Annotated in this window: 23 protein-coding genes; 9 read left to right on the forward strand and 14 right to left on the reverse strand. The window is 74.6% G+C overall.

Annotated features, from left to right (window positions below; translation table 11 throughout):
• Window positions 1–13: 13 nt before the first annotated feature.
• Both Ani05nite_RS22495 and Ani05nite_RS22500 read left to right on the forward strand, forming a co-directional pair.
• Entirely contained in the window at window positions 14–412 is a 399-nt protein-coding gene (locus Ani05nite_RS22495; protein ID WP_203771091.1) for a hypothetical protein, read from the forward strand.
• 75 nt (window positions 413–487) lie between these two features.
• The gene (locus Ani05nite_RS22500; protein ID WP_203771093.1) at window positions 488–922 is read left to right on the forward strand and encodes a MerR family transcriptional regulator; all 435 of its coding nucleotides are present in this window, start codon (window positions 488–490) and stop codon (window positions 920–922) included.
• A 65-nt stretch (window positions 923–987) separates the two neighbouring features.
• Here Ani05nite_RS22500 and Ani05nite_RS22505 read toward each other — a convergent pair whose 3' ends face one another.
• A complete protein-coding gene (locus Ani05nite_RS22505) occupies window positions 988–2373 on the reverse strand; it encodes an alpha/beta fold hydrolase (protein WP_203771094.1) in 1386 nt (461 codons plus the stop codon).
• A gap of 127 nt (window positions 2374–2500) precedes the next feature.
• Complete coding sequence (locus tag Ani05nite_RS22510) at window positions 2501–5275, reverse strand: helix-turn-helix transcriptional regulator (RefSeq protein ID WP_203771096.1); 2775 nt, start codon at window positions 5273–5275, stop codon at window positions 2501–2503.
• A 150-nt stretch (window positions 5276–5425) separates the two neighbouring features.
• On the opposite strand from Ani05nite_RS22510, the gene Ani05nite_RS22515 reads away from it, so the two are divergent.
• Complete coding sequence (locus Ani05nite_RS22515; protein WP_203771097.1) at window positions 5426–6883, forward strand: MFS transporter; 1458 nt, start codon at window positions 5426–5428, stop codon at window positions 6881–6883.
• A gap of 4 nt (window positions 6884–6887) precedes the next feature.
• On the opposite strand, the gene Ani05nite_RS22520 is transcribed toward Ani05nite_RS22515, so the two are convergent.
• Genes Ani05nite_RS22520 through Ani05nite_RS22535 form a run of 4 tightly spaced genes read right to left on the reverse strand, consistent with a single transcriptional unit; the run spans window position 6888 to window position 10313 of the window.
• Window positions 6888–7952 carry a DUF2293 domain-containing protein gene (locus Ani05nite_RS22520; RefSeq protein WP_203771099.1) on the reverse strand — a complete coding sequence of 355 codons (1065 nt, stop codon included), beginning with the start codon at window positions 7950–7952 and terminating at the stop codon, window positions 6888–6890.
• Between the two features lie 10 nt (window positions 7953–7962).
• Window positions 7963–8937, reverse strand: coding sequence for a nucleoside hydrolase (locus Ani05nite_RS22525; protein ID WP_239130496.1), 975 nt, complete (start codon window positions 8935–8937; stop codon window positions 7963–7965).
• Complete coding sequence (locus Ani05nite_RS22530; protein WP_203771101.1) at window positions 8934–9575, reverse strand: class I SAM-dependent methyltransferase; 642 nt, start codon at window positions 9573–9575, stop codon at window positions 8934–8936. The genes Ani05nite_RS22525 and Ani05nite_RS22530 overlap by 4 nt, the downstream gene beginning before the upstream one ends.
• Before the next feature lie 42 nt (window positions 9576–9617).
• Window positions 9618–10313, reverse strand: a complete 696-nt coding sequence (locus tag Ani05nite_RS22535) for a TetR/AcrR family transcriptional regulator (protein WP_239130497.1) — start codon at window positions 10311–10313, stop codon at window positions 9618–9620.
• A gap of 49 nt (window positions 10314–10362) precedes the next feature.
• Between Ani05nite_RS22535 and Ani05nite_RS22540 the strand changes: the two genes are divergently transcribed.
• Entirely contained in the window at window positions 10363–11037 is a 675-nt protein-coding gene (locus Ani05nite_RS22540; protein WP_239130498.1) for a DUF4386 domain-containing protein, read from the forward strand.
• Here the strand turns inward: Ani05nite_RS22540 and Ani05nite_RS22545 are convergent.
• Window positions 10968–12371 carry an NAD(P)/FAD-dependent oxidoreductase gene (locus Ani05nite_RS22545; RefSeq protein ID WP_203771105.1) on the reverse strand — a complete coding sequence of 468 codons (1404 nt, stop codon included), beginning with the start codon at window positions 12369–12371 and terminating at the stop codon, window positions 10968–10970. The two genes, Ani05nite_RS22540 and Ani05nite_RS22545, sit on opposite strands and share 70 nt — an antisense overlap.
• 160 nt (window positions 12372–12531) lie before the next feature.
• Window positions 12532–12912, reverse strand: coding sequence for a hypothetical protein (locus Ani05nite_RS22550; protein ID WP_203771106.1), 381 nt, complete (start codon window positions 12910–12912; stop codon window positions 12532–12534).
• 135 nt (window positions 12913–13047) lie between these two features.
• On the opposite strand from Ani05nite_RS22550, the gene Ani05nite_RS22555 reads away from it, so the two are divergent.
• The 3 genes from Ani05nite_RS22555 to Ani05nite_RS22565 all read left to right on the forward strand — a co-directional run bounded on the left by Ani05nite_RS22555 (window position 13048) and on the right by Ani05nite_RS22565 (window position 14617).
• Window positions 13048–13452: a helix-turn-helix domain-containing protein gene (locus tag Ani05nite_RS22555; RefSeq protein WP_203771108.1), complete on the forward strand. Its 405-nt coding sequence runs from the start codon at window positions 13048–13050 to the stop codon at window positions 13450–13452.
• Window positions 13453–13511: 59 nt separating this feature from the next.
• Window positions 13512–14057: a hypothetical protein gene (locus Ani05nite_RS22560; protein ID WP_203771110.1), complete on the forward strand. Its 546-nt coding sequence runs from the start codon at window positions 13512–13514 to the stop codon at window positions 14055–14057.
• A 158-nt stretch (window positions 14058–14215) separates the two neighbouring features.
• Window positions 14216–14617 (forward strand): HPF/RaiA family ribosome-associated protein, encoded by a 402-nt coding sequence (locus Ani05nite_RS22565; RefSeq protein WP_203771112.1) that lies wholly within the window; start codon window positions 14216–14218, stop codon window positions 14615–14617.
• Between the two features lie 21 nt (window positions 14618–14638).
• Here the strand turns inward: Ani05nite_RS22565 and Ani05nite_RS22570 are convergent, their stop codons facing one another.
• Genes Ani05nite_RS22570 through Ani05nite_RS22590 form a run of 5 tightly spaced genes read right to left on the reverse strand, consistent with a single transcriptional unit; the run spans window position 14639 to window position 17528 of the window.
• Window positions 14639–15187 carry a dihydrofolate reductase family protein gene (locus Ani05nite_RS22570; protein ID WP_203771114.1) on the reverse strand — a complete coding sequence of 183 codons (549 nt, stop codon included), beginning with the start codon at window positions 15185–15187 and terminating at the stop codon, window positions 14639–14641.
• Between the two features lie 4 nt (window positions 15188–15191).
• A complete protein-coding gene (locus Ani05nite_RS22575; RefSeq protein ID WP_203771116.1) occupies window positions 15192–15905 on the reverse strand; it encodes a hypothetical protein in 714 nt (237 codons plus the stop codon).
• The gene (locus Ani05nite_RS22580) at window positions 15902–16102 is read right to left on the reverse strand and encodes a hypothetical protein (RefSeq protein ID WP_203771118.1); all 201 of its coding nucleotides are present in this window, start codon (window positions 16100–16102) and stop codon (window positions 15902–15904) included. Before Ani05nite_RS22580 ends, Ani05nite_RS22575 begins: the two co-directional genes overlap by 4 nt.
• The gene (locus Ani05nite_RS22585) at window positions 16099–16575 is read right to left on the reverse strand and encodes a hypothetical protein (RefSeq protein WP_203771120.1); all 477 of its coding nucleotides are present in this window, start codon (window positions 16573–16575) and stop codon (window positions 16099–16101) included. The genes Ani05nite_RS22580 and Ani05nite_RS22585 overlap by 4 nt, the downstream gene beginning before the upstream one ends.
• Window positions 16572–17528, reverse strand: a complete 957-nt coding sequence (locus Ani05nite_RS22590; RefSeq protein ID WP_203771122.1) for a caspase family protein — start codon at window positions 17526–17528, stop codon at window positions 16572–16574. The genes Ani05nite_RS22585 and Ani05nite_RS22590 overlap by 4 nt, the downstream gene beginning before the upstream one ends.
• Window positions 17529–17671: 143 nt before the next feature.
• Between Ani05nite_RS22590 and Ani05nite_RS22595 the strand changes: the two genes are divergently transcribed.
• Window positions 17672–19816 carry a toll/interleukin-1 receptor domain-containing protein gene (locus Ani05nite_RS22595; protein ID WP_203771124.1) on the forward strand — a complete coding sequence of 715 codons (2145 nt, stop codon included), beginning with the start codon at window positions 17672–17674 and terminating at the stop codon, window positions 19814–19816.
• On the opposite strand, the gene Ani05nite_RS22600 is transcribed toward Ani05nite_RS22595, so the two are convergent.
• On the reverse strand, window positions 19789–20322 hold the full coding sequence (locus Ani05nite_RS22600) for a hypothetical protein (protein WP_203771126.1): 534 nt from the start codon (window positions 20320–20322) through the stop codon (window positions 19789–19791). The two genes, Ani05nite_RS22595 and Ani05nite_RS22600, sit on opposite strands and share 28 nt — an antisense overlap.
• A gap of 195 nt (window positions 20323–20517) precedes the next feature.
• Between Ani05nite_RS22600 and Ani05nite_RS22605 the strand changes: the two genes are divergently transcribed.
• Entirely contained in the window at window positions 20518–22062 is a 1545-nt protein-coding gene (locus Ani05nite_RS22605) for an aldehyde dehydrogenase family protein (protein WP_203771128.1), read from the forward strand.
• Window positions 22063–22085: the final 23 nt, after the last annotated feature.

Genomic DNA, 22085 nt, shown 5'->3' on the forward strand with positions numbered 1-22085 from the left:
CACCATGACCGGCGTGACTGACAGATCAGACGGCAGCGAACGCGGCGCCACCGAACTCATCCTCGGCGCCCTGGCCGGCTCCGCCCTGCTGCCCTTCCTGCAGGCCGTGGCGACCAAGGCGGGCGAGGACGCCTATCAGGCGATCCGCGGCCGCCTGTCCTGGCGCAGCCGCCGGGGAGCGCGAGCCGAGCTGAGAGAGGCGGGCGTCGTGAGCCTGGCCGCCCGTGACGCCCGGGTGGTGCTCCAACTGCCGGAACGGGTCACCCCGGTGATGGCCGCCCGGCTGGAGAACGTACGCCTGCCGGTGGACCGCACCGGCTGGGCGGTGGTGAGCTGGGATGAGGCGCAATCCCGCTGGGTGGTGGAGGACGCGGCCGAGCCGCCGCCGTCGTCCACCTCGGTGGAGCCGTGAACTGAAGCTTCAGGGGTCGAGCGCCGCGGTCCTCGGGCATCGCGGAGTTCCGGTGCGGCGTGTCATGCTGCCAGGGTGACCCTTCGTCTCGACCTGAAGGCGAGTTCCGCCGAGCCGGTGATGACCATCGGTGAGGCGGGGGCGCACTTCGGGGTGGCGGCGCACGTGTTGCGGCACTGGGAATCGGTGGGGCTGCTGGTCCCGGAGCGGACCGGCGACGGCCACCGCCGGTACCGTCGCGCGGACCTGGTCCGGATCGCCGTCATCCTCCGCGCCAAGGAGGCCGGCCTGGGCCTCGACGACATCCACGACATGATCACGTGCCGCGACGGTGCGGCCCGGCAGCGGGTGCTGCTGCGGCACCGCGACGCGTTGGCCCGCCGGATCGAACGGCAGCAGGCAGCGCTGGCCATGTTGGACTGTGCGGTCGAGTGCGACCACGAGGACATCGCCACGTGCCCGCACTTCCAGCAGGCCGTCGCCGACCGCGCCGGACTCTCCGCCTGCTGATCGGTGGTGATCTTCTCATCGTGGTCCGAATCGGCGGATCGGTCGGCCCCGAGCGCCCATCATGATCAGCCGGGACGGCCGGCCGTACCTACCCGGGCCGCAGGGCGCCTGACGGCCGCGACCACGTCGGTGATGGCGGTGACCGACAGCCCGGCCCCCACCGGGTCGTGCAGGAACGCCACGTGGTCGAGGTCGGCGACGGTGTGCCGGCTGTTGGTCGACAGGGCGGCGAGCCGGTCCTGGGCGGTGCCCCAGCCCTGCATGTGATCGACGTTGTCCTTCGCGGTGAGGACGACCAGCGGGGTGGCGCCGAGCGTGGTCAAGGCCCGCGCCTGCCGGAAGGCCCGCGGCAACAAGGCTTGTTCGGCGCGCAGTCCGGCCAGGCCGCGCGGGCTGTTCGCGAACGCGGCCGCCTGCTCGCCCGCGTCGCCGGGCAGCGCCGGTGTGGTCAGCGCCCGGATGAGGTGACCGAGGCCGAACCGGAACAGCGTGGGTGCCGGGGCCAGGGCACGCCGCATGACCTGATACTCGCCGTTGAAGGGTTTGACGAGTTCCACCTGATCCGGTCCGGCGCTGTCGAGCAGAACCATCCCGGCCACCTCGGCGGGGTACAGGTGCGTGTAGGTCAGGGCGTGCACGCCCCCGCTGGAGTGCCCGGCCAGGACGTACGGGCCGGGCTCGCCGGCCGCGGTCAGCAGGCGGTGCAGGTCGGTGGCCGCGTTCGTGGCGTCGGCGGGGTGGGGTGAGTCGTCGCTCCAGCCCTGCCCGGCCCGGTCGTACGCGCAGACGCGGGTGGTCGCGGCGACGCCGGGGAGGACGCGCGCCCACTGCGGGGACGTCTCGCCGAGGCCGTTGAGCAGCACCACGGTGGGGCTGCCGGTGCCGGCACACCGCAGGTGCAGCCGGTATCCGCCGACGTCCACGAGCCGGCCGGGCGCGGGCCCCGCGGCGGCCCGCGGCGGGCTCATCACGACCTGGGTGAGCCCGCCGAGACCGGCCAGCAGCATGACCAGCGTCACCGGGCGGACGAACAGGCGGCTCCGGCCGGGAAGCTCGCGGCGGGTCCGCCGCTCCACCCACATCGCCAGGATCACCAGTGCCGGCGCCCACCCCCAGGCCAGGCGGGTCATCGTGGGCTCGCCCGGGTTCGCGGCCAGCAGCACGGCGCCGGTGGCGGCCAGAACCGTCGCCGGGACGTACGCCCAGCGCTGCGGGCGCGTGGTCCTGCGGGCGGTGAGCCGGGCGAGCATCGCCCAGCCGGCGGCGAAGGCCAGCAGAGCCGCGCCGACGATGCGTGCCTCGGATGCGTCCGGCAGGACTCCGAACGTCAGGGCCGCCGCACCGGCCACTCCGGCGAACAGGGAGGCGGCGACGACGCGGGCGAGGGGGCCGATCGGTGGCGACGGCGCGGCCGTCGGGACCGGAGCTGTGGTGCGGGTCGGGGTGCTCATGGTGGTTTCCCTTCCTGGCCGGCCGGTGCGGCCGCCACGAGAACCACCGTCGCGGTTTCGTCACCTGCTCGCCCCGGTCACATGGCCGGGATGCCGCCGTGCGACGAGTGAGCCGGAAAGGGCGCGGTCAGCTCAGGGGGAGCTGGGCGAGTTGGCTGCGCGAGGAGATGCCGAGCTTGGTGAACACGTTGCGCAGGTGGAAAGCGACCGTACGCGGCGACACCCAGCACTGGGCGGCGACGTCCTTGTTCGACAGGCCCCGCGCGACCAGTTCGGCGACCTTGCGTTCCATCGGCGTCAGGTCCAGCTGGGTCGACGGGTCCCGTTTGCGGGCCGTCTCGCCGGACGCGCGCAGTTCCTGGGCGGCCCGCGCGGCGAACGGTTCGGCGTGCAGATCCTCGAACGTGTCCAGGGCGGCCCGGAGCTGGCCGCGGGCGTCTACGCGCCGCTGCTGGCGGCGCAGGAATTCGCCGTACGCCAACTGGACGCGGGCCCGGTCGTACGGCCGGTCCGCAGCGCCGTGGTGGATCAGCGCCTCCTGGAACAGTCCGCTGACCGCGCGCCCACCGTCCGCCGCATCGGGCTGCGCCGTCAGCGCCCGGCCGAACGCGGCGCCCGCCCGCACCCACGCGAGAGTGGTGTCGCGGGCCAGCGCCTCGAGGTCCCCGACCCAGGCCGCGGCCTGGGCGTGATCGTCCGCGCGGACCGCCGCCTCGAAGCGGTCGGTGGCGGCCATCAGTTGCAACGCCGGCCGTTGCATCTGCCGGAACTGGTGCAGGGCCCCGGCGGCATCACCGCCCACCAGCGCCGCGGCGCCCCTGGCCCAGCGGATCAGATCCGCCACGGGCTGGGCGAAGATGCCCACGGGCGGGCGGCTGCGCACCTGCTCCTGCAACGCGGCGAGGCGTACGCCGTAGTCGGGGCGCCCCTCCAGCGCGGCGAGCAGGGTCAGCCACGCCTGCGCGGCAACGGTCAGCGGGCTCTGTCCGACGCTGCGCCCCAACGCGATGGCCTCCTCGCACGAGGCCCGCAACGCGGTCCACTGGCCGCCGGCGTACTGGCCGAACGGCAGGCGCTGCAGGGCGTACAGGATGGTCATGCCGTCGCCCTTCTCCCGGGCCGTCGAGAGCATGAGCGCGTAGAACCGGCGCTGCGCGTCGTCATCGCCCAGGTGCAGCGCGGCGTTGCCGAGGTTGCCCAGCAGGTCGAGGTCGCCACGTGAATCGGGGGCGCTCAGCGCGGTGTCCAGGGCCCGGTGCAGCGCCGTCAGGGCCGCGCGGTGCTCCCCGGCGATGTCGAGCCGGGTGCTGACCAGCAGTTGCTTCAGGCAGCGGGTACGGGCCGAATCCCCGGCGGACACGTCGACGTCGATCGCGTCGGCCGGCAGCCGGGCGCCGCTGTCGATGCCGTGGCTCCGGGCGACCGCCGCCGCGACCGCCATCTCCAGGGCGCGAACCGGGTCCCGCGCGGCCACGCGCCCGGCCGCCTGGGTGAAGATGCGGTGCGCGTCGAGGGCGGATCCGACGTTCACTTCGATGCGCCCGCGCAGGCGGTCGATGTCGGCGCGCAGTATCGCGTCGTCCGCGAGGGCAGCGGCGTCGGCGCACAGCGCGCCGGCGCGCACCGCGTCTCCGGACGACCACGCGTTACGGGCAGCCGCGAACAGCCGGGCGGCGCGACCGGGCGCAGCGGCTGTCGTACCGGCGGCCCGCTCGAAGGCGTCAGCCGCAGCCCGGTACGCGCCCCGCTGCTGCGCCCGTTCCCCGACCGCGTGCAGCGCGTCCGCCACGCCCGTGTCGGGGCCGATCGTCGCGGCGGCCTGATGCCACGTCTGCCGGTCCGGGTCGTCGTCCAGGGCACGGGCGAGGGCCGCGTGCGCGTGCCGTCGCTCCAAGCTGGTCGCCGCCTGGTAGACGGCGGACCGGACCAGGGGATGCCGAACCGTCACCCTGTTGTCCGTAACGGCCAGCAGCCCGGCGCGTTCCGCCTCGTCCCACGCCGCTGCCCCCACCCCGGACGCGGCGGCCGCTCGGTGCAGCACGCCCGTGCCGCCCGTGTCGTCGGCGGCCGCCAACAGCAGCAGCGCCTGAACATCCGGACTCGCCCGCCGGATCCGGTCGAGGAACGCCCGTTCCACGCGTTCGGTCAGCACGAGCCGGGGCGGCAGCGCGGCCGTCCCGGCCAGCTGGCCGGCCGCCAGCTCCGTCGGCAGCTCCAGCAACGCCAACGGGTTGCCGCCGGTCTCGGCCACCAGGCGGTCGGCCACGTCCTCCGACGGCGGCAGCTTGGCCCGCCGCGCGAGCAGCAGCCGTGCCGCCGCCGGGTCCAGGCCGGCGAGGCGCATCACCGGCACCGAGTCGGGCCGGAACGCGCCCGTGCCCCCCTCGGCGGCTCGCGCGGCGAACACCATCGCCACCCGGTCCGCCTGCAACTGTCGCGCCGCGAACAGCAACGCGTCCGCGGACGCCGCGTCCAGCCAGTGGGCGTCGTCGACGACGCACAGCACCGGCCGGTCGTCCGCCGCCTCGGTCAGCACCGACAAGGTCGCCACACCCACCAGGAACGGCTCCACCGGAACGCCGCCGTCGTCGGAGTGCCCGAACGCCACGCCGAGGGCCCGCGCCTGCGGCGGCGGCAACCGGTCCCGGTCGAGCACGGGGCGCAGGAGACGGTGCAGCGCGGCGAACGGCAACGGCGCCTCCGTCGCCACGCCGGCCGTACGCAGCACGAGGACCGCCGGCTGCTCCGGCGCTGAGCGCAGGCCCGCCACCAGGTCGTCCAGCAGCGCGGACTTGCCCACGCCGGGGTCGCCGAGCACGACCAGCGCCCCCGCCCGGCCGGCGCGCGCCGCGACGACCAGCGCATCGAGGCGCGCACGCTCCTCATCGCGTCCATGGAGCATGTCGCGAACCTACTCCCGCCCAGGTGGCAACCCGGCCATTTGACCGGCGCGATCCCCCCGGCGTCGCAGCGACGGTAGGACGCACATCCACCGCCGCGGCCGGCCGCGCGGTGCCAACCCGGGCCGCCGGCCCCGCACCGAGGAGCAGCCATGCACACCGAACCAGCCGCCGATCCGCTCGCCGCCGATGCCCCGGACCCCGGTCCGCGGAAGTCCTGGGTCGTGCTGGCCCTCACCCTCGCCGCGCAGATCCTGGTCGTCCTCGACATCTCCGTGGTCAACACCGCCCTGCCGTCGATCGGGCGCGACCTGCGCCTGGACGGGCCGGACATGCAGTGGGTCGTCACCGCGTACCTGATGATGTCCGGCGGAGGGCTGCTGGTCGGCGGTCGCATCGCCGACCTGCTCCCGCGCAAGAAGGTGTTCCTGACCGGCCTGGCCGTGTTCACCGTCGCGTCCGTCGTCAGTGGCCTGGCCGGCGGCGCCACCGAGCTCATCGCGGCCCGCGCCGCCCAGGGCTTGTCCGCCGCGTTGCTGACCCCGGCCGCGCTGTCCATCATCATGACCACGTACTCGGGCGCGCAGCGCCGCACCGGCCTCGCGCTGTGGGGCGCGATCGGATCCCTCGGGGTCGCAGCCGGGGTTCTGCTCGGCGGCGCCCTGACCACCTGGGCCGGCTGGCCGACCATCTTCTGGATCAACGCGCCGATCGGCGCGGCCGCGCTGCTCGCCGGTCTCATGGTCATCCCCGGGGTACGGACTCCGCGGGTCTCGCTGAACCAGTTCGACCTGGCCGGGGCGGCCACCGTCATCGCCGGGCTCGTCGCGCTCGTCTACGCCCTCGGCGCCACTGAGCAGCACGGCTGGCTCTCCGCGCGCGTCCTGCTCGCCCTGACCGGAGCCGCGCTGTCGGCCACGGCGTTCCTCCTGCTGGAACGCCGCGCCGCGAACCCGCTCGTCCAGCCGCACACCTGGAAGGTGAGGTCGCTCGTGTCGGGAACCGTCGTCATGCTCGGCGTCACCGGCATCCTCGTCGCGACCGTGTTCCTCACGTCCATCTTCGTCCAGACCGTGCTGGGGTATTCCGCGATCCGCGCCGGCCTCGCGTTCCTCCCGTTCGCCCTGGCCATCACCGCCGGCACCGTGCTCGCCCGGCACGCCCTCGCCCTCGCCCACGGCACGCCGCGTGCCATCGCCGCGGTCGGCCTGCTCGTGGTCACCGGCGGCGCGGTCCTGCTCGCCCAGGCGTCCGCCGGCGCCGGATACGCCACCGACGTTCTGCCCGGCCTGGGCGCCATCGGCCTCGGTGTCGGCATGGTCTTCGTCCCGGTGTCCGTGACCGCCCTGGCGGGCATCCCGCCGCAGCACGCCGGCATGGCGTCCGGGTTCCTGATGACCGGGCACGAGATCGGCGCAGCCCTCGGCGTCGCGGTCCTGTCCGCCGTGGCGAGCAGCGCCGGCAGCCTGGCCGGCGCGGCGGGCGTCGTCAACGGCTTCCCCCGGGGATTTCTCGCCGCTGCCGGTATCGCCGCGGCGCTCGGGGTGTTCGCGTACCTGCGGATGCCGGCTGTGAAGGCGGACGGCGCCGCCATGCACATGCATCACTGAAGCCTCAGGTAGGTCCCGGGCGCCGCCACCCGTCCAGCACCCGGTCGATGTCGGCCCGGATCCGCTCCCGGGCCTCGTCCCGAGCCACCCCACCCATCAACAAGTCGTCGTACCCGGTGTCCTCGTGCCGCACCGAAGCCACCACGGCCCGGGTCACCGCATCCGGATCGAGCGCCCGCCCCGCGGCGCTGCGGCCCACCCGCCCGGTGCCGCGGGTGCCCGTGTGCCGGCTGATCGCCGCCGCTCGCGCCGGTGGGCAGCCGGGGAACAACCGGCCGATCTCCTCGGCCAGCTCCTGCTGGAACCGCTCGTCGGCGACCTCCCGGTGCTGCCGGTCGCGTTCCCGGCGGCGGGCGCGGGCCTCCTCGTCGGACAGGCACTGTCGTTCGGCCTGCTCGATCGCCGTCTCTTCGACGAGGATGCCCCGCCGTTCGTAGCGCTTGCGGCTGCGGCTGAACCGCACCACCACCGCCGCGAGCCGGCTGGCCTTCCTGGCCCGGCGGGTCAGCGTCGCGTCGCCGGCCGGCAGGAACACCAGGTGGTCCAGGTCCACGCAGGTCAGGCAGGCCGGCCCGGCGTCCTCGGCCATCAGCAGTTCCGCGTCGGTGCGCCCGCACCTCGCGCAGGTGAACGGGGCGGCCGGCTGCACCACCACGAGGTCCGGTGGTCTGCTCTGCCGGGCGGTCAGCCGGTCCCGCTGCGGTTCGGGCAGGTCCGCGGGCATCCAGTGGGTGCGGTAGGCCCGTTCCAGCTCGGGATCGCCGGCGGCGGTGAAACGCAGCGGCGGCCGGTCGCGGGTGGCGGCCACGTACTCGACCTCGCCGGGGCGCAGTTCCCGGCCGCGTACCCAGCGGTGGAAGATCTCCAGCGCGTCGGCGAGCCGGTGCGCGGACACCGCCGCGACCGCTTCCAGGTGCGGCGCCCGGCCCTGCCGCCAGTCCGTGACCCGGCCCGGCGGCACCCAGCCGATCCCGGTCAGCACGTCGAGCGGGCTCACGTGCCGTCCACGGGTCAGCGCCCGCTCGGCGGCGGCCACCACCCTGCGTTCCAGCTTCGTGGCCGGTTGCATGCCCGGCAGGCTACCCGCGCGGGACCGACGGGTTCGACGCCGCGTCCAGCCTCCGCACCGCGGTCAGGAGCAGCCGCCAGAAGGCGTCGACGTCCAGGTCGACCGCGACCTCCGCGTTCACCGCGCCGGAGGTACGGCGGTGCAGGTCCACCACGGTCGCGCCGCGGGTGTGCGTCCCGGTCAGCTCGACGGCGACCGGGGCCGGGACCGTCCGGACGATCGCCGGGTCGATGACCCGGGCCACCGCGATCGGGTCGTGCACCGGGGGATGCGCGAACCCGAACACCCGCCGGTACGTGCCCGCGAAGAACGTCATCAGGTCGGCGCAGACCGCACCCAGCCGGGAGCCCAGGGCGCGGAACTCGCCGATGATCTCCGTGGTGGCCAGCGCCCGGTGCGTGACGTTCAGCCCGATCATCGTGGTCGGCAACCCGGACCGCAGCACGAGGTCGGCCGCCTCCGGGTCGGTGACGATGTTGAACTCGCCGTACGGTGTCGTGTTGCCCCGCTCGGTCGAGCCACCCATGAAGACGATGTCCCGCACCTGCCGCCCGGCCTCGGGATGGCGGCGCAGCAGCGACGCGACGTTGGTCAGCGGTCCCGTGGCGATCAGGGTGACCGGCTCGGCCGACCCGGCGATCAGCCGCCGCATCAGCTCGACCGCGTGCCCGGCCTCGACCTCGGCGACCGGCCCGTCGAGGTCGGGCCCGTCCAGCCCGGACACGCCGTGGATGTCCTCGGCGACGGTGAGGTCGCCGGTCAGCGGCCGGTCGCAGCCGGCCGCCACCGGCACGCCGTCCACCCCGGCCAGGGCGAGGATGCGCAGCGCGTTCCTGGTCGTCTTGTCGAGCGTCTGGTTGCCGGCGACGGTGGTGACGCCGAGCAGCCGCAGCCGCGGGTCGCCCGCGGCCAGCAGCAGCGCCATCGCGTCGTCGTGCCCGGGGTCGCAGTCGATGATCACCGGGCGGGCGGCGGATTCCCTCATCCGCGGTCACCCGTCCGGGTGGCGCTGCCGCGGACATGGGGCGAGGCGGGGGTCACCGGGCCGTTCGGCGGGAACGGGTACCGGTGCACCGGGCCCAGCGTGAACCCGGCCCCGGTGATCGCGCCGAGCGTGTCCCGGCCGCTGTGGCAGCCGCCGAACAGCCGGGGCCACACCGTCGCGTCGGCGATCCGCTGGACGCGTCGCAGGGCGCCGGGCCGTTCGGCCGCGACGTGTTCCATGAAGCGCAACTCGCCGCCGGGGCGCAACACCCGGCGGATCTCCGCGAGCGCCGACGGCTGGTCGGGCACGCTGCACAGCACCAGGGTGGCCACCGCCGCGTCGAACTCGCCGGCGCCGGCGGGCAGCGCCTCGGCCCGCCCGTCGACCACCCGGACCGGCACCGGCGCGGCCCGGGCCGCGATCTCCGCGGCGGCGCGCAGCCGCGGTTCCGGCTCGACGGCCAGCACCTCGGTCACCTCGGGCGGGTAGTGGGCGAACATGAGGCCGTTGCCCGCGCCGATCTCGACGACCCGGCCGCGCAGGCCCTCCACCAGGGCGTGGCGGTGGCCGGCGGCGCCGGCGCGGTCCATCCGGACGCTCATCCGCTGGTAGACGCGGGCGAAGATCGGGTGTCCCATCGGGCGCCTCCGGGCGGTACGGACCGATTGCCTCCCGCGAGGCTATCCGTGGCGGGCCCGGTCGATGCCGTCCAGGAGCAGATCGACGGTGAACTCGAACTCGACCTGGCTGTCGCACCAGCCGAGCGCGGGATCGGCGGCGTCGTGCGCCTCGGCGGCCATCATGGCGGTCAGGTGGGGGAGCGCGCCGGCCAGTTCGGACAGTTCCGCCTCCGCGGCGTCGACGTCGGTGTGCCCGCCCGCCGCGGCCGGGCTGAAGATCTCCTGCGCGAAGCCCAGGGCCAGGCTGCCGAACGCGTGCAGCGCCCGGTGCGCGATCCGGGGCGAGAAGCCGCCGGCGAGCAGGGTGGCCACGATCGCGTCGTAGTACGCGTACACGCCGAACGGGATGGTGCGGCGGGAGCTGAGCAGCCCCGGCGCCCACGGGTGGCCCAGCATGACCTGGCGCGCCGCCAGGAACCGCTGTCGCAGACCGGCCCGCCAGTCGCCGGCCGGGGCCGTCCGGGCGACCGCGGCGTCGATCTCCCCGATCACGGTCTCGGCCAGGCCGTCGAGCAGGCCCTCCTTGCCGGGCAGGTGGTAGTAGAGCGACATCGCCTCGACGCCGAGCTCGGCCGCCAGCCGGCGCATGGTCAGGGCCTTGAGCCCCTCGGCGTCCGCCAGCGCGACCGCGGCAGCCAGGGCCCGCTCCCGGCTCAGCGGCTCCCGCGCCGTCCTCTCGCTGCTGCTCCTTGACACGGCCCGTACCTTACAACGTATGACAGCCTTACAACGTAAGATACCGAGCGTGGCCCGGCTGACCGGGATCTTCTACCTCGGCCTGGCCCTCACCGGCGGGCTCGGCTTCCTGCTCGTCCGGTCCCGGCTCTTCGTCGCCGGCGACGCGCCGGCCACGCTGGCCAACCTGGTCGCCCACGAGGGTCTGGCCCGGGCCGGGATCGCCCTCGAACTGCTCGTCGTGCTGACCCAGGCGCTGACCGCCGTCTGGTTCTACCGGCTGTTCCGCCGGACCGACGCCGTCGCGGCCGGCAGCATCGCCGCCTTCGGCCTGGTCAACGCGGTCGCGATCCTGGGCAGCGCGGCCCTGCTGGGCACCGCGCTCGACGTGGCCCGGCGGCCGATCGGCGACGCCGCCGCGACCGTGCAGCTCATGTACGTGGTCAGCGGCCACCTGTGGACGACGGGCGCGCTCTTCTTCGGGCTCTGGCTCATCCCGATGGGGTGGTGCGTGCTGAGGTCGCCCGGGATGCCCCGGCTGCTGGGCCGGGTCCTCGTCGCCGGCGGCGTCGGTTACCTGCTGAGCCCGTTCCTCGAGTACCTCGTGCCCCAGGCGGCCGCCCTCGCCGACGTGCTCACGCTGCCCGCGACCGTCGGCGAGGTCTGGATGGTCGGCTACCTGCTCGTCCGCGGGCTCCCCGCCCCGGCGCCCACCGCGGTGCTGCCGGCGCCGTCACCCGGGTGAGCGAACGGGTCGCCGAAGTCGCGCATCGCCGTGCGGGCGTACACCTGCTGCAGCGTGGTCACCCGTTCGGAGCGGCCCCGGCCCAGGAAGCTGACCGCCCAGTGCAGCACCGCCGACACCCGGTTCTTGAAGCCGACCAGGTAGAACAGGTGCACCACGAGCCAGATCAGCCAGGCCGGGAAGCCGGACAGCCGCAGCCGTCCGATGCTCGCCACGGCGGAGAACCGCGAGATCACCGCCAGGCTGCCCTTGTCGAAGTAGCGGAACGGCCGCTCCGCGGTACGGCCCGCGAGGCGGGCCCTGATCTGCCCGGCCGCGTACCGTCCGCTCTGGATCGCCACCTGGGCGACGCCCGGCAGCTGGCGCCCGTCGCGGCCCGGCAGCGCCATCAGGTCTCCCACCACGAAGATCTCCGGGTGGCCGGGGATCGTGGTGTCCGGCTCGACCAGGATGCGCCCGGCGCGGTCGGTCGACGCGCCCGTGGCCTCCGCCAGCCGGCGGGCCAGCGGCGGGGCCGACACCCCGGCGGCCCACACCTTGGTCATCGCGGGGATGCGCTCGCGGCCGCGGACGGTCTCGACGTCGATGCCCTCCGGGTCGACCCCGACCACTGTGGTGTTCAGCTCCACCTCGACGCCGAGCTGGTGCAGCTCGCGCAGCGCGCGGGTGGAGAGCTGGTCGCCGAAGGTGTTGAGCACCGCGCCGACCGCGTCGACCAGCACGATCCGGGCCCGGTGCGGGTCGATGTGCCGGTACTGCCCGGGCAGGGTGCGGTGGGCCAGCTCGGCGATCTGGCCGGCCATCTCGGTGCCGGTCGGGCCGGCGCCGACGATCACGAAGGTCATCCAGCGCTCGACGTCGGCCGGGTCGGTCTGCAGGTCGGCGATCTCGAAGGCGTGGAAGATCCGGGCGCGCAGCTCCAGCGCGTCGTCGACGCTCTTCATGCCGGGGGCGTCCGCGGCGAAGCCGTCGTTGCCGAAGTAGGACTGCGAGGAGCCGGCGGCGAAGATCAGCGAGTCGTAACCGACGGTGTACGACACGCCCGGCCCCGCCACCTCTACGGTGCGGGCCTCGACGTCCACGTCCCGGACCCAGCCGAGGCGCACGTCCACGTTGTCCTGCCGGCGGAGGATCTCGCGGATCGGCGGCGCCACCTCTCCCTCGGAGAGGATGCCGGTCGCGACCTGGTAGAGCAGCGGCTGGAAGAGGTGGTAGGTGGTGCCGTTGATCAGGGTCACGTCCACGTCCGCCCGGCGCAGCGCCTTGGCGGCGAAGAGGCCGCCGAATCCCGCTCCGACGATGACGACCCGGTGCCTGTTCACTTCTGCTGACATCTCTGATTCACCCTCCGTGCGGTACAACGCCGGGGACCGGCCGTTGCTGCCCGGATCGGGACCCGCCCCGCTGTGATGTGCGGGACCCCGGGGTGTCCGGTGCGGTCGGTCATGTCATCGGGACGAACCGGCCCGCGACGATGTGACCGCTACCGGGGGGTCAGCGGTGTGAGGTGCGGCACCGCGCGGAGGTCAGCGGGCCCGCCGCGGGGGCGAACCGGTTGAAACCGCTGTTGCGGGCGCGCCGGACGGCGGGCGCCGGGTCGGCGGCGGGTGCCGGTGCCGGTGTGGGTGTGGGTGTGGGTGTGGGTGCGGACGGCGCGACCGAGAGCGGGGTGGGCCGCGCGGCGGGGAGCGGCTGCGCGGGCTTGCCCGGAACGGCCACGGCGGCCGGCGGGGCGTCCGGCGCCGGCGGCGCCGGGGCGGCGCAGCTGCCGGTCGGCTCGTCCGGGCCGGGCGTGCGGCCCGGCCGGCGGGCCAGCAGGACGCCCGAGACAGCGCAGATCACCAGTACGCCCATCATGATCATCGCCTGCGTCATGCCGCCACGACCTTCCGCTCCACGCCCGAGCCGTTGGTTATCTAACCAATGACGTTAGCAGTGCATGCGCCTTCAACCAATCGCTGACCCGGCGGACGATGACCCGGCGGCCCCCGGCGGCCTATCCTCGACCCCATGACGCCTTCCACGCCGGAGGCCGGCTTCGGCGGCTATCTCAAGGAAGCGATCCGGGCCGCGCGGTTCCCGACCCCCACCCACTTCGCCCGGGCCGCCGGCACCGACCCGTCGGTCGTGCTGCGCTGGCTCAGCGGCGAACAGCGGCCCACCATCCGGTCCATCGAACGGATCGCGCCGGTGCTCGGCCGCACCATCAACGAGATCGTGGTGGCGGCGTACCCCGATCGGGTCGGCGGCGGGCCGCCGGCCCCGCCGGTCACCCATCCGCTCGTGCACGACCTGGGTCGCATCCTGGCCCCGGATTCGCCGGTGCCGGAGGGCGACCGGGCGGCGCTGGAGGCGGTGCTGGACCGGATGCTCGAGCCGTACCGCAAGGTGCTGCGCCGCCGCCGGTCGGCGTGAGGCCGACGATCAGCTCGCCGGGTGTCGCGCCCGCCGCCGGATGTCCGTAATCTCGGACCATGACCGAGCGGGCCCGCGCCGAGCCGAGGTCCACCGTGGGCGGACTGCACCTGCAGGTGAGCGGGCTGCTGCTCGGCTCCCTGATCGCCGCGGTGGCCGCCACCGGCGCGCTGATCATCACCCTGGCCGTCGGGCTGCCACCGGGGCATCCGCCGCCCGGCCCCAACGGCATGCCCCCGCCGCCGCCCGACCTCACCTCGCTCGCCGTCTTCCCGGTCATCACCGGCGTGTTCGTGCTGGCCTGGCTCGCGGTCGTGGTGGCGTACTCGCGCGACCAGATCCTGCGCCGCATCGAGCAGCTCAAGGCCGGGCCCGGCGCCGTGGACCGGCCGTTCGACCAGCTCATCGCCGAGCTGCGGGCGCAGCTCGCGGCCGACCGCGAGCAGGAGCTGCGCCTGCTCCAGGAGCGCATCGCGGAGCTGACCGAGGAGTACGGCGAGCAGCGCGAAACCGACGGCTACCTCAACGGCATGCGGATAGCCACCGGCGACCAGCCGCCCCCGGCCAAGGTGCATTCCATCCGCCGGACGCCGCACCAACCCTGACGCGGTCCGGTGATTCGAGTGGCTCGTCCGGTTACGCGGCCCGGCCCGCGGGGAACAGAGAGATCAGGAACATCCCCGAGCGAAGGGTCAGCGAAGATGGTGACCGTACGGCTGAGCACCACCCGGTCCGTGTCCGCCCCGCGGCGGGAGGTGCGGCGATGAGCGCGGTTGCGAATCCCGCCACCGTCGACGAGTGCCTGCGCGTCGGGGCCGGCTTCTCCCAGGGTGACCGGAACTGGATCGCCGAGCAGTTCGGCACGCTGGACGCCCGGCTCGCCGGCTTCCACGCCGACACGACCGAACTCGAGGTGTCGGTCAAGGACCGAGAGGCCCCGGGGCAGAAGGTCACCCTGGAGTGCTGGATCGCCGGCCGGCAGAAGGTCGTCACCACCTCGTCCGAGGAGGACCTGCACGCGGCCCTCAACGACGTGCGCGACGACCTGCGCCGCAAGCTCAACGACGCGAAGACCAAGCAGGAGCCGCGGCACAACCGGCACCTGCGGGAGAACCCGTTGCCCGACCCGGCCGCCCTCGACGAGGGCGACCTGCTCCAGCACTGAGCACGGCGTCCTGCCCGCCGGTCACCCGGCGGGCAGGACGCGGTACCGCAGCAGGGAAGCGAGCGGCACGCCGGAGAGGTGGATGCGTTCGAGCCCGACGGTACGGCCGCCGGGCTGCGCGAACAGCCGCACCCCGTCGCCCAGCAGCACCGGCGCGATGCAGGTGAGCACCTCGTCCAGCACCCCCGCGGCCAGGCACTGCCGGGCGACGTCGGCGCCCAGCACGTTCACGTACTTGTCGCCGGCCGCCGCCCTGGCCTGCCGGACGGCCTCGGCGAAGTCGCTCACGAAGGTGACCCCCGGCCACGGCGTGGCGGGCACCCGGTGGGTCAGCACGACCTGCGGCCCGGACCAGCCCCCGCCGAACGCCTGACCCTCGCCGGGCGTGTCCTTGTAGGGGTCGTCGCCGCGGAACGTGCGGTTGCCGACCAGCAGCGACCCGATCTCCCCGATCAGCTCGTCGACGTACGGGTTCGGCCCCAGGTACGGCGTCAGCCACGACATGTCACCCCCGGGACCGGCGATGAAGCCGTCGAGGGACATGGTCACCGAGTACAGCAGCCTGGCCACGGGGTCAGGATCGCACGGAGGCCGACGGCGACGGCGCCGGCCTGGCCGCCCCGGTGGGCGGGGCCGTGGCGAGCAGGAAGAGCACCGCGCCGAGCGCGATCAGCACCATGGCCCCCACGGTGACGAGCCGGGCCCGCCGCAGCGACTCGCGGATCTGCCACACGTGGACGAACTCCAGCAGGCGACGCTGGAGCTGCTGGGCCAGGGCGTGGTTGGCGTGCGCGTCCGCCAGGGAGAGCTCGAGGGTCGCCTTGACGTCGGCCTTCCTCTCGTGGGCGGCCAGCGACGCCAGCTGGGCCGCCGCCCGGGCATGCCGGGTGGCCGCCGCCCGCAGGTCGTCGGCGTCGGCGCCGAACGGCCCGAAGAAGGCGCGGGTGTCGCCGGCCATCCGGGCCCGGAGCTCGGCCAGCTCGGGCGTGGCCAGGGTGGCCAGGGTGGTGACCGGGGGCACGAGCGCCTCGGCGGCGAACCAGATGACCAGGCCGACCCCGCTGAGCACCAGGGCCAGGCCCAGGAACGCCAGCGCGGCGTCGGCGGCGGTGGCGATCTTCCCGACCGCGGTCAGCGGGGCGGCCCCGACCAGCAGCGAACCGACGGCGGCGGCGGCCGCCACGATCCACTTCGCGGTGGCGCGCATGTCCGGCACGGCGTCCAGGGGCGACGGGCCGGACGCCGCGGTCACGCTCGGCGTGGGGTTCGTGCCGGCCTGGACGGTCATGCCGCCGGGCCCCGGTCCGAGCCGGGGTCCGCCTCCCGGGCGGTGTCCTCGTCGCCGACGTCGCGGACCAGCGGGCCCGGGTCGTCGGCCGGCAGGCGCACGTACGGGACCCACTGCCGGCCGTCGTACATCTCGACCACGCCGGTCCGGCCGAGCCGGATGTCGCCCGGCTCGGGCTGAGCCGCCGGGCCGGTCACCGGGTCACCCCGGCGGGCCAGACCACCTGGACCGGCCGGCCGACGGCGTGGGCCCGGCGCACGACGTCGCCCGTGCCGCCGAGGCCGGCCGCGGGCCGGCCGTCCCAGACGGCGACGAGCAGGTCGCAGCGATCGATCACCCGGACGCCCGCCGCCATGAAGGCCTCCTCGGACGGTGCGGCAAAGGGCAGTTGCTCCAGGGCGCGGGCGCGCCGCAGCAACCCCCGGTACGTCGCCAGGACGCCGGGGTCGGTGAACGTCGTCTCGAAACCGGCACACGGCACGATGATGTCCAGGCTGCCGCCGGCCTCGAGCAGCAGCGCGGCGAAGAGCTGGTCGGCGCCGGCGGCGAGGCTGGCCACCCCGGCCAGCGGGCGGCCGGCCCGGCGGAGCGACTCGCGGATGCCCTGCTCGATGAAGCCGAGCGCGGCCGCGGGCATGTTCTGGTGCCCGGTGAACCCGACCGTGGTCACAACAGGTCCCTCGCGGCCAGCAACCGGTAGTGCCGGCCCAGCGGGGTGAGGCGGCACGGCTTGGACTCCATCGCCGCGAAGTACAGGTGGTCGGTGCCGACCGGCTCGACCAGCTTGGCGGCGCGGGCCCGCTGGAGCAGCCCGAAGACCCGCTGGTGCTCCTCGTGCTGCGGCTCCGCCAGCGGTTCGTAGGACGGGTCGAGCGGCAGCTCGTACTCCGGCGTGACGAACAGGTCGGGCAGCTCGTACAGGTCCTCGACCGGCACCGCCGGCCGCGACCGGCGGATGATGATCTCGCGGGTGACGTTCGCCTTCAGCTGCGGGCTCTGGTCCCAGACGCCGAAGCATTCCGAGAGGTACGCGTACAGCCCGCCGATGCTGACGTTGCCGCGCACGTCCGCCGCCCCGCCCGCCAGCGCCCCGCAGAGCATGGTGGAGAAGACCCCGCGGCCGTCCGTGCTCTCCCCGGCGAGCTGATCGCCGCGGGTCGCGGTCAGCATGGCCAGGCCGGTACGCAGCACGCTCGCGTCCGACCCGAGCTGGGGGACCACCCCCGCGGACCCGGACAGGCAGCAGTCCAAAATGATCAGAACCTCGCCGACCCCCTTCGCCGCCGCGGCATCGAGGATCTCGGTGATCGCGATGCCCGGCGATTCCCGCGTCCCGTCGGAGGTGGCCAGCACGACCGTGCCGTTCCGGTCCACGCCGTGGCAGGCGGCATAGAGCAGAGCCACCTCCGCCCCCGGCGCGAGCAGCCGCGTCACGCCCTGACGGAGCTCGTCGCGGGTGACCCCGCGCTGGACGTTGGCCAGGGTCTGGCAGTAGAAGTTGCGCGAGTTGTCCTCGTTGCGGGACAGCAGCGGCAGCAGGGCGGCCACGTCGTTGACACAACCGGCGAGCGGCCGGAACGCTTGGTACGTGTCGATTCCGACCAGCAATGCGCGGCGTGTCATCGCACCTCCCGACCGCTACCCGACCCATTAGAACGGAAAACGGCGGACCGGGCCAGGCGGATGGTCGAACGGTCATTCGGGATCGCGCGGGTGTCCGAAGGTGGACAGACACCCGGGCGCCGGTACGGCAGAATGACCGCGCCATGGATACCGACCTCGAGGCGTTCACCCGCGCGGTGGGCCGGGTCCTGCCGGCGCTCAACATCCCGCCGGACGCGCTCGAGCTCGGCCCCGGGGCGGTGCGCCGGATGCGGCGCAACCCGCCCTGGGTGCGGTCCCTGCGCGGAGTGCGCCAGCTTCTCGTCCACGTCGGCGCGGCCGGCCCGGCCGACCGCGCGGCCGCCCGGGCGCTGGCGGCGCTCACCGCCGCCGCCCGGCAGGAGTGCGAGCGACTGCTGGTCGTCTGGGACGAGCCGGACGATGAGCCGCGGGCCGCGGTGTACGCCGTCACCCCGCGGCACGAGCTGGGCGCGCTGCTGGCGACCTCGTGGACCGATCCCGTCTCCTGGGCCGAGCCGATGATCGACGCGTCCCGGCCGGTCGGCGAGGTCCTCGAGGACGCGCTGGCCCGGGTCCGGCAGGCCCTCGAGCCCGGCCGCGGCGAGGTCGATGCGCTGGAGCGGGCGTTGCGGCTGGTCGATCTCGCCCTGCGCAGCGCCGGCGGGGAGGGCCAGCATCCGCACGGGCGGCCGGCCTCGGCGCAGGAGCGGTCGCAGTGGTACGACCGTTACGAGTCCTCGGTCCGCGACGAGTGGCACCGGGTGCGCGGCAGCCTCGCGTCCGCCCGGTTCCGCGCCGTGCCGCACACCCGCGCCGGCATCCTCTCCGGCAGCCGGGTGTTCGTGTCCTACGCCCGTCCTGACGCGGCCGGCCTGGCGCGCCCGGTGGTCGAGGCGCTGCGCGCGCAGGGGGCGGACGTCTGGTTCGACCAGGAGGAGCCGCTGGACGAGGGCTGGCTCGACGTCGGGCTGGCCGCGGTGATCGAGGAGTGCGACGCATACGTCCTGTGCGCCAGCGACGAGTTCTTCGAACGCGCGGGCTACGCCACCCAGGAGGTCGCGTGGGCCGTCCGGGCCTGGCGGGCCGGGTCCCCGCTGCGGTCCCTGGTCGTGGTGGCGCGGCCGGACACGATCCTGCCCAGCATCGCCCAGCGGTGGCCGGCGGTCACGCTGCCGGCCGGCGGCGCGCCGGACCTCGGGCCCGCGCTGGCGGCGAGAATCCGCGAGCCGGCGCCGCCCGGCGCCGCCGATCCGCCCGCCGCCGGCCCGCCCCGCCTGCCCGGGCCGGCCGCCGCGGCGGACCGGGCCGCCCTGCGTGCCCGCATCCGGCACCGGGAACGGCTGTACGCCACCCCGCCCGAGGCCGTCACGCGCATCGCCGGGACGAGCGAACGCGACGCCGCCGACGCGAAGCTCGCGGCCGAGCTGCGGCGCGTCGGCGCCGGCCTGGACTGGGACGGCTCCCTCGTCGGACACGCGGACTGGCCCGCGGATCCGCTGGTGCGCGGCTACCGCTGGATGCTCGGCGTGCATCGGGCGATCGCGGGCGTCCGGTGGCCGCTGTCCGGCAGCCTGGACGACCTCGACGACATCGCCGGCGACGTGCAACTGCTCGCCACCCGGCCGCCGCCGATACTGAGCTGGCCCGACGCCCCGTGCTGGGCGGCCGAGGAGCGCCGGCTGCTGGTGCGGTTCCACGTCGGCGAGCTGCGCCTGCTCGAGGCGCTGCTGGGGCGCGGGCTGTGGGCCGGCCTGATCAAGGTGCCGGGGCCCGTGCTCGCCGACTGGCACGACGAGCTACCCGCCCGGCGCCGGGAGTGCGTCGACGCCCTGATCGCCATGCGGCTCTCCGGCGAGCTCTCCTGGCAGCTCAGCCCGCCGACCTGGGAAAAGTTGTACGGCGACTGGTACGACTGTCTCGCGCACCCGGGCCCGGTCTTCGCGGAGCTGCCGGCCGAGGTGCGCCTGGCGACAGCGCAACAGTACGAGCTGCTCTCGGCCCTGGCGGCTCAGGTGCAGTGGCACGCCGTACGCAGCGGCGGTCCCGTCGAGCAGCAGGTCGTCGGCAGTCGCCCGGTGCCGGTGACCTACTGTGCCGGCGTCTCGGCGCAGGACGCCCCGCCCCCGGCGGTGCCGGTCGACGGCCGCAGTGTTTCCCTGCAGCTGTGCCCCGGCTCCGGAGGCTGGCTTCTGCGCACCGAATGGCACGGCTTCACCTGCCCGGACGGCGTGGCCGTCGCCGCCGCCCCCGAGGCGTTGCGTCAGTCCATGAACCCCTCGAGCGCCTGACGCTGCTCGTCGGAGCACAGGTGCACGTTGAGCATGATGTTGGACCATCGGGCATCCGGGGCCCGCACGCCGCCGACCAGCCGGCCGGGCAGGAAGCTGTACTCCACCTCCAGGTCGTCCGGTTCGCCGACGTAGGCGTCGATCTCGAGCAGGCCGGCCAGCCGGACGCCGCGCTCGACCAGCCAGCTCGCCTTCCCCGCCAGCTGATCGGCGTACGAGCCGAACCGCAGCGGCAGGGCCTCCAGGTGCGTACCGGGCCAGGTGTTGCACCATACGGCGATGCCACCACCCGGCGGGATCGCGATGAAGTCGTGCCGCCGGCCGTCGCGCAGGGTGGTGACGGCCTTGTCGGCGAACCGGGCGACGAAGGCCGCGGCGTCCCGGTCGGCGAACTGCGCGAACGCCGCCCGGCCCAGCAGTTCCGACCCCGAGCCGGTCAGCGGCCGGGCGAGCCGCTGCGTCAGGAGCTGCAGGACCTGCGCGTGCACATCATCCTCATCGGTCATCCCGTTCAGGATGCGGAGTGGCCGCATGATCGTTCAACCTGATACCGCCTGCCTCGCCCGGTCGTGTCGTGATTCCCCATTCTTCGCGTCGACCTGGGTCAGAAAATCCGGGATCCTTTCGTATTCGGCAAGAAGCACCACCCGCGACGTCACATCCGGATGGCGCCGGGCCGGGCGCGCTTCGCACAGTGGGGCATGAGCCTGACCCTCGCCCCCGCCACCGCCTGGAACGACGTCCTCGCCCGGGTCGCCGCCGCCGCGCCCGAGGCGCTCACAACCGACCGGCTGCGCAACCTCTACGCCGGCCGCTGGCACGACATCGGCACGCCGGCCGAGCTGCGTACCCCCGTGGACGGCACCCTGCTCACCCACCTCGCCCGGATCGACGCGGCCACCGCCGCGGAAGCGGTGCGGGCCGCGACCGCGGCGCACCGGCAGTGGTCGGCGACGCCGCTGGCCGAGCGCAAGGCCCGCGTCGCCGCCGCCGTCGACGCCCTCACCGCGCACCGCGACCTGCTGGCCCTGACGCTGGTCTGGGAGATCGGCAAGCCGTGGCGGCTGGCCTGCGCCGACGTCGACCGGGCGCTGGACGGGGTCCGCTGGTACGCCGAGCAGATCGACCGTCAGGTCGCCGGCCGCGAGCCGCTGCCCGGGCCGGTCAGCAACATCGCCTCCTGGAACTATCCGATGAGCGTGCTCGTGCACGCCGAGCTGGTGCAGCTGCTGGCCGGCAACGCCGTCATCGCCAAGACGCCGTCGCAGGGCGGCGCCGTGTGCCTGACGCTGGCGCACGCCCTGATGGTCCGGGCCGGGCTGCCGGTGACGCTGCTCTCCGGCGGCGGCGAGGAGCTGTCCGAGGTGCTGGTCCGGGCGCCGGAGATCGGGGCGGTGGCGTTCGTCGGCGGGCGCTCCAACGGCGGCAAGGTCGCCGCCGCGCTGCTCGACTCCGACAAGCGGCACTTCATCGAGCAGGAGGGCCTCAACGCCTGGGGGATCTGGGAGTTCTCCCGGTGGGACGAGCTCGCCGCCCACCTGCGCAAGGGCTTCGAGTACGGCAAGCAGCGCTGCACGGCGTACCCGCGGTTCGTGGTGCAGCGCGACCTCGTCGACGCGTTCCTGCACGTGTACCTGCCGGTGGTCAAGTCGGTGCGGTTCGGCCACCCGCTCGCCGTCGAGGCCGCCGGCGACCCGCTGCCCGAGCTGGACTTCGGCCCGCTGATCAGCGCGGCCAAGGCCGACGAGCTGCGCCGCAAGGTCGAGGAGGCGATCCGCGGCGGCGCGGTGCCGCTGCACCGGGGGGCGGGCACGGCGGGCCGGTTCCTGGACGGGCAGGACACCAGCGCGTACGTGGCCCCCACGGCGCTGCTGGCCCCGCCGGGACGGTCGCGGCTCATGCACGCCGAGCCGTTCGGTCCCGTCGACACGATCATTGTGGTGGACACCGAGGAAGAGCTGCTGTCGGCGATGAACGCCAGCAACGGCGCCCTGGTCGCCAGCCTCGCCGTCGACGACGAGGAACTGGCGGCCAAGCTGGCCCGGGACGTGCAGGCGTTCAAGGTCGGCATCAACCGGCCGCGCTCGCGGGGTGACCGGGCGGAGTGCTTCGGCGGCCGGGGCGCCTCCTGGAAGGGCGCGTTCGTCGGCGGCGACCTGCTCGTGCACGCGGTCACGGTCGGCGAGCCCGGCGAGCGCCTGTACGGCAACTTCCCCGACTACAGCAGCTACCCGCCCGACATGTGAGCGGCGGGCTGCCCCAGACTGGT

This window comes from Actinoplanes nipponensis, assembly GCF_016862275.1.
Taxonomy (GTDB): domain Bacteria; phylum Actinomycetota; class Actinomycetes; order Mycobacteriales; family Micromonosporaceae; genus Actinoplanes; species Actinoplanes nipponensis.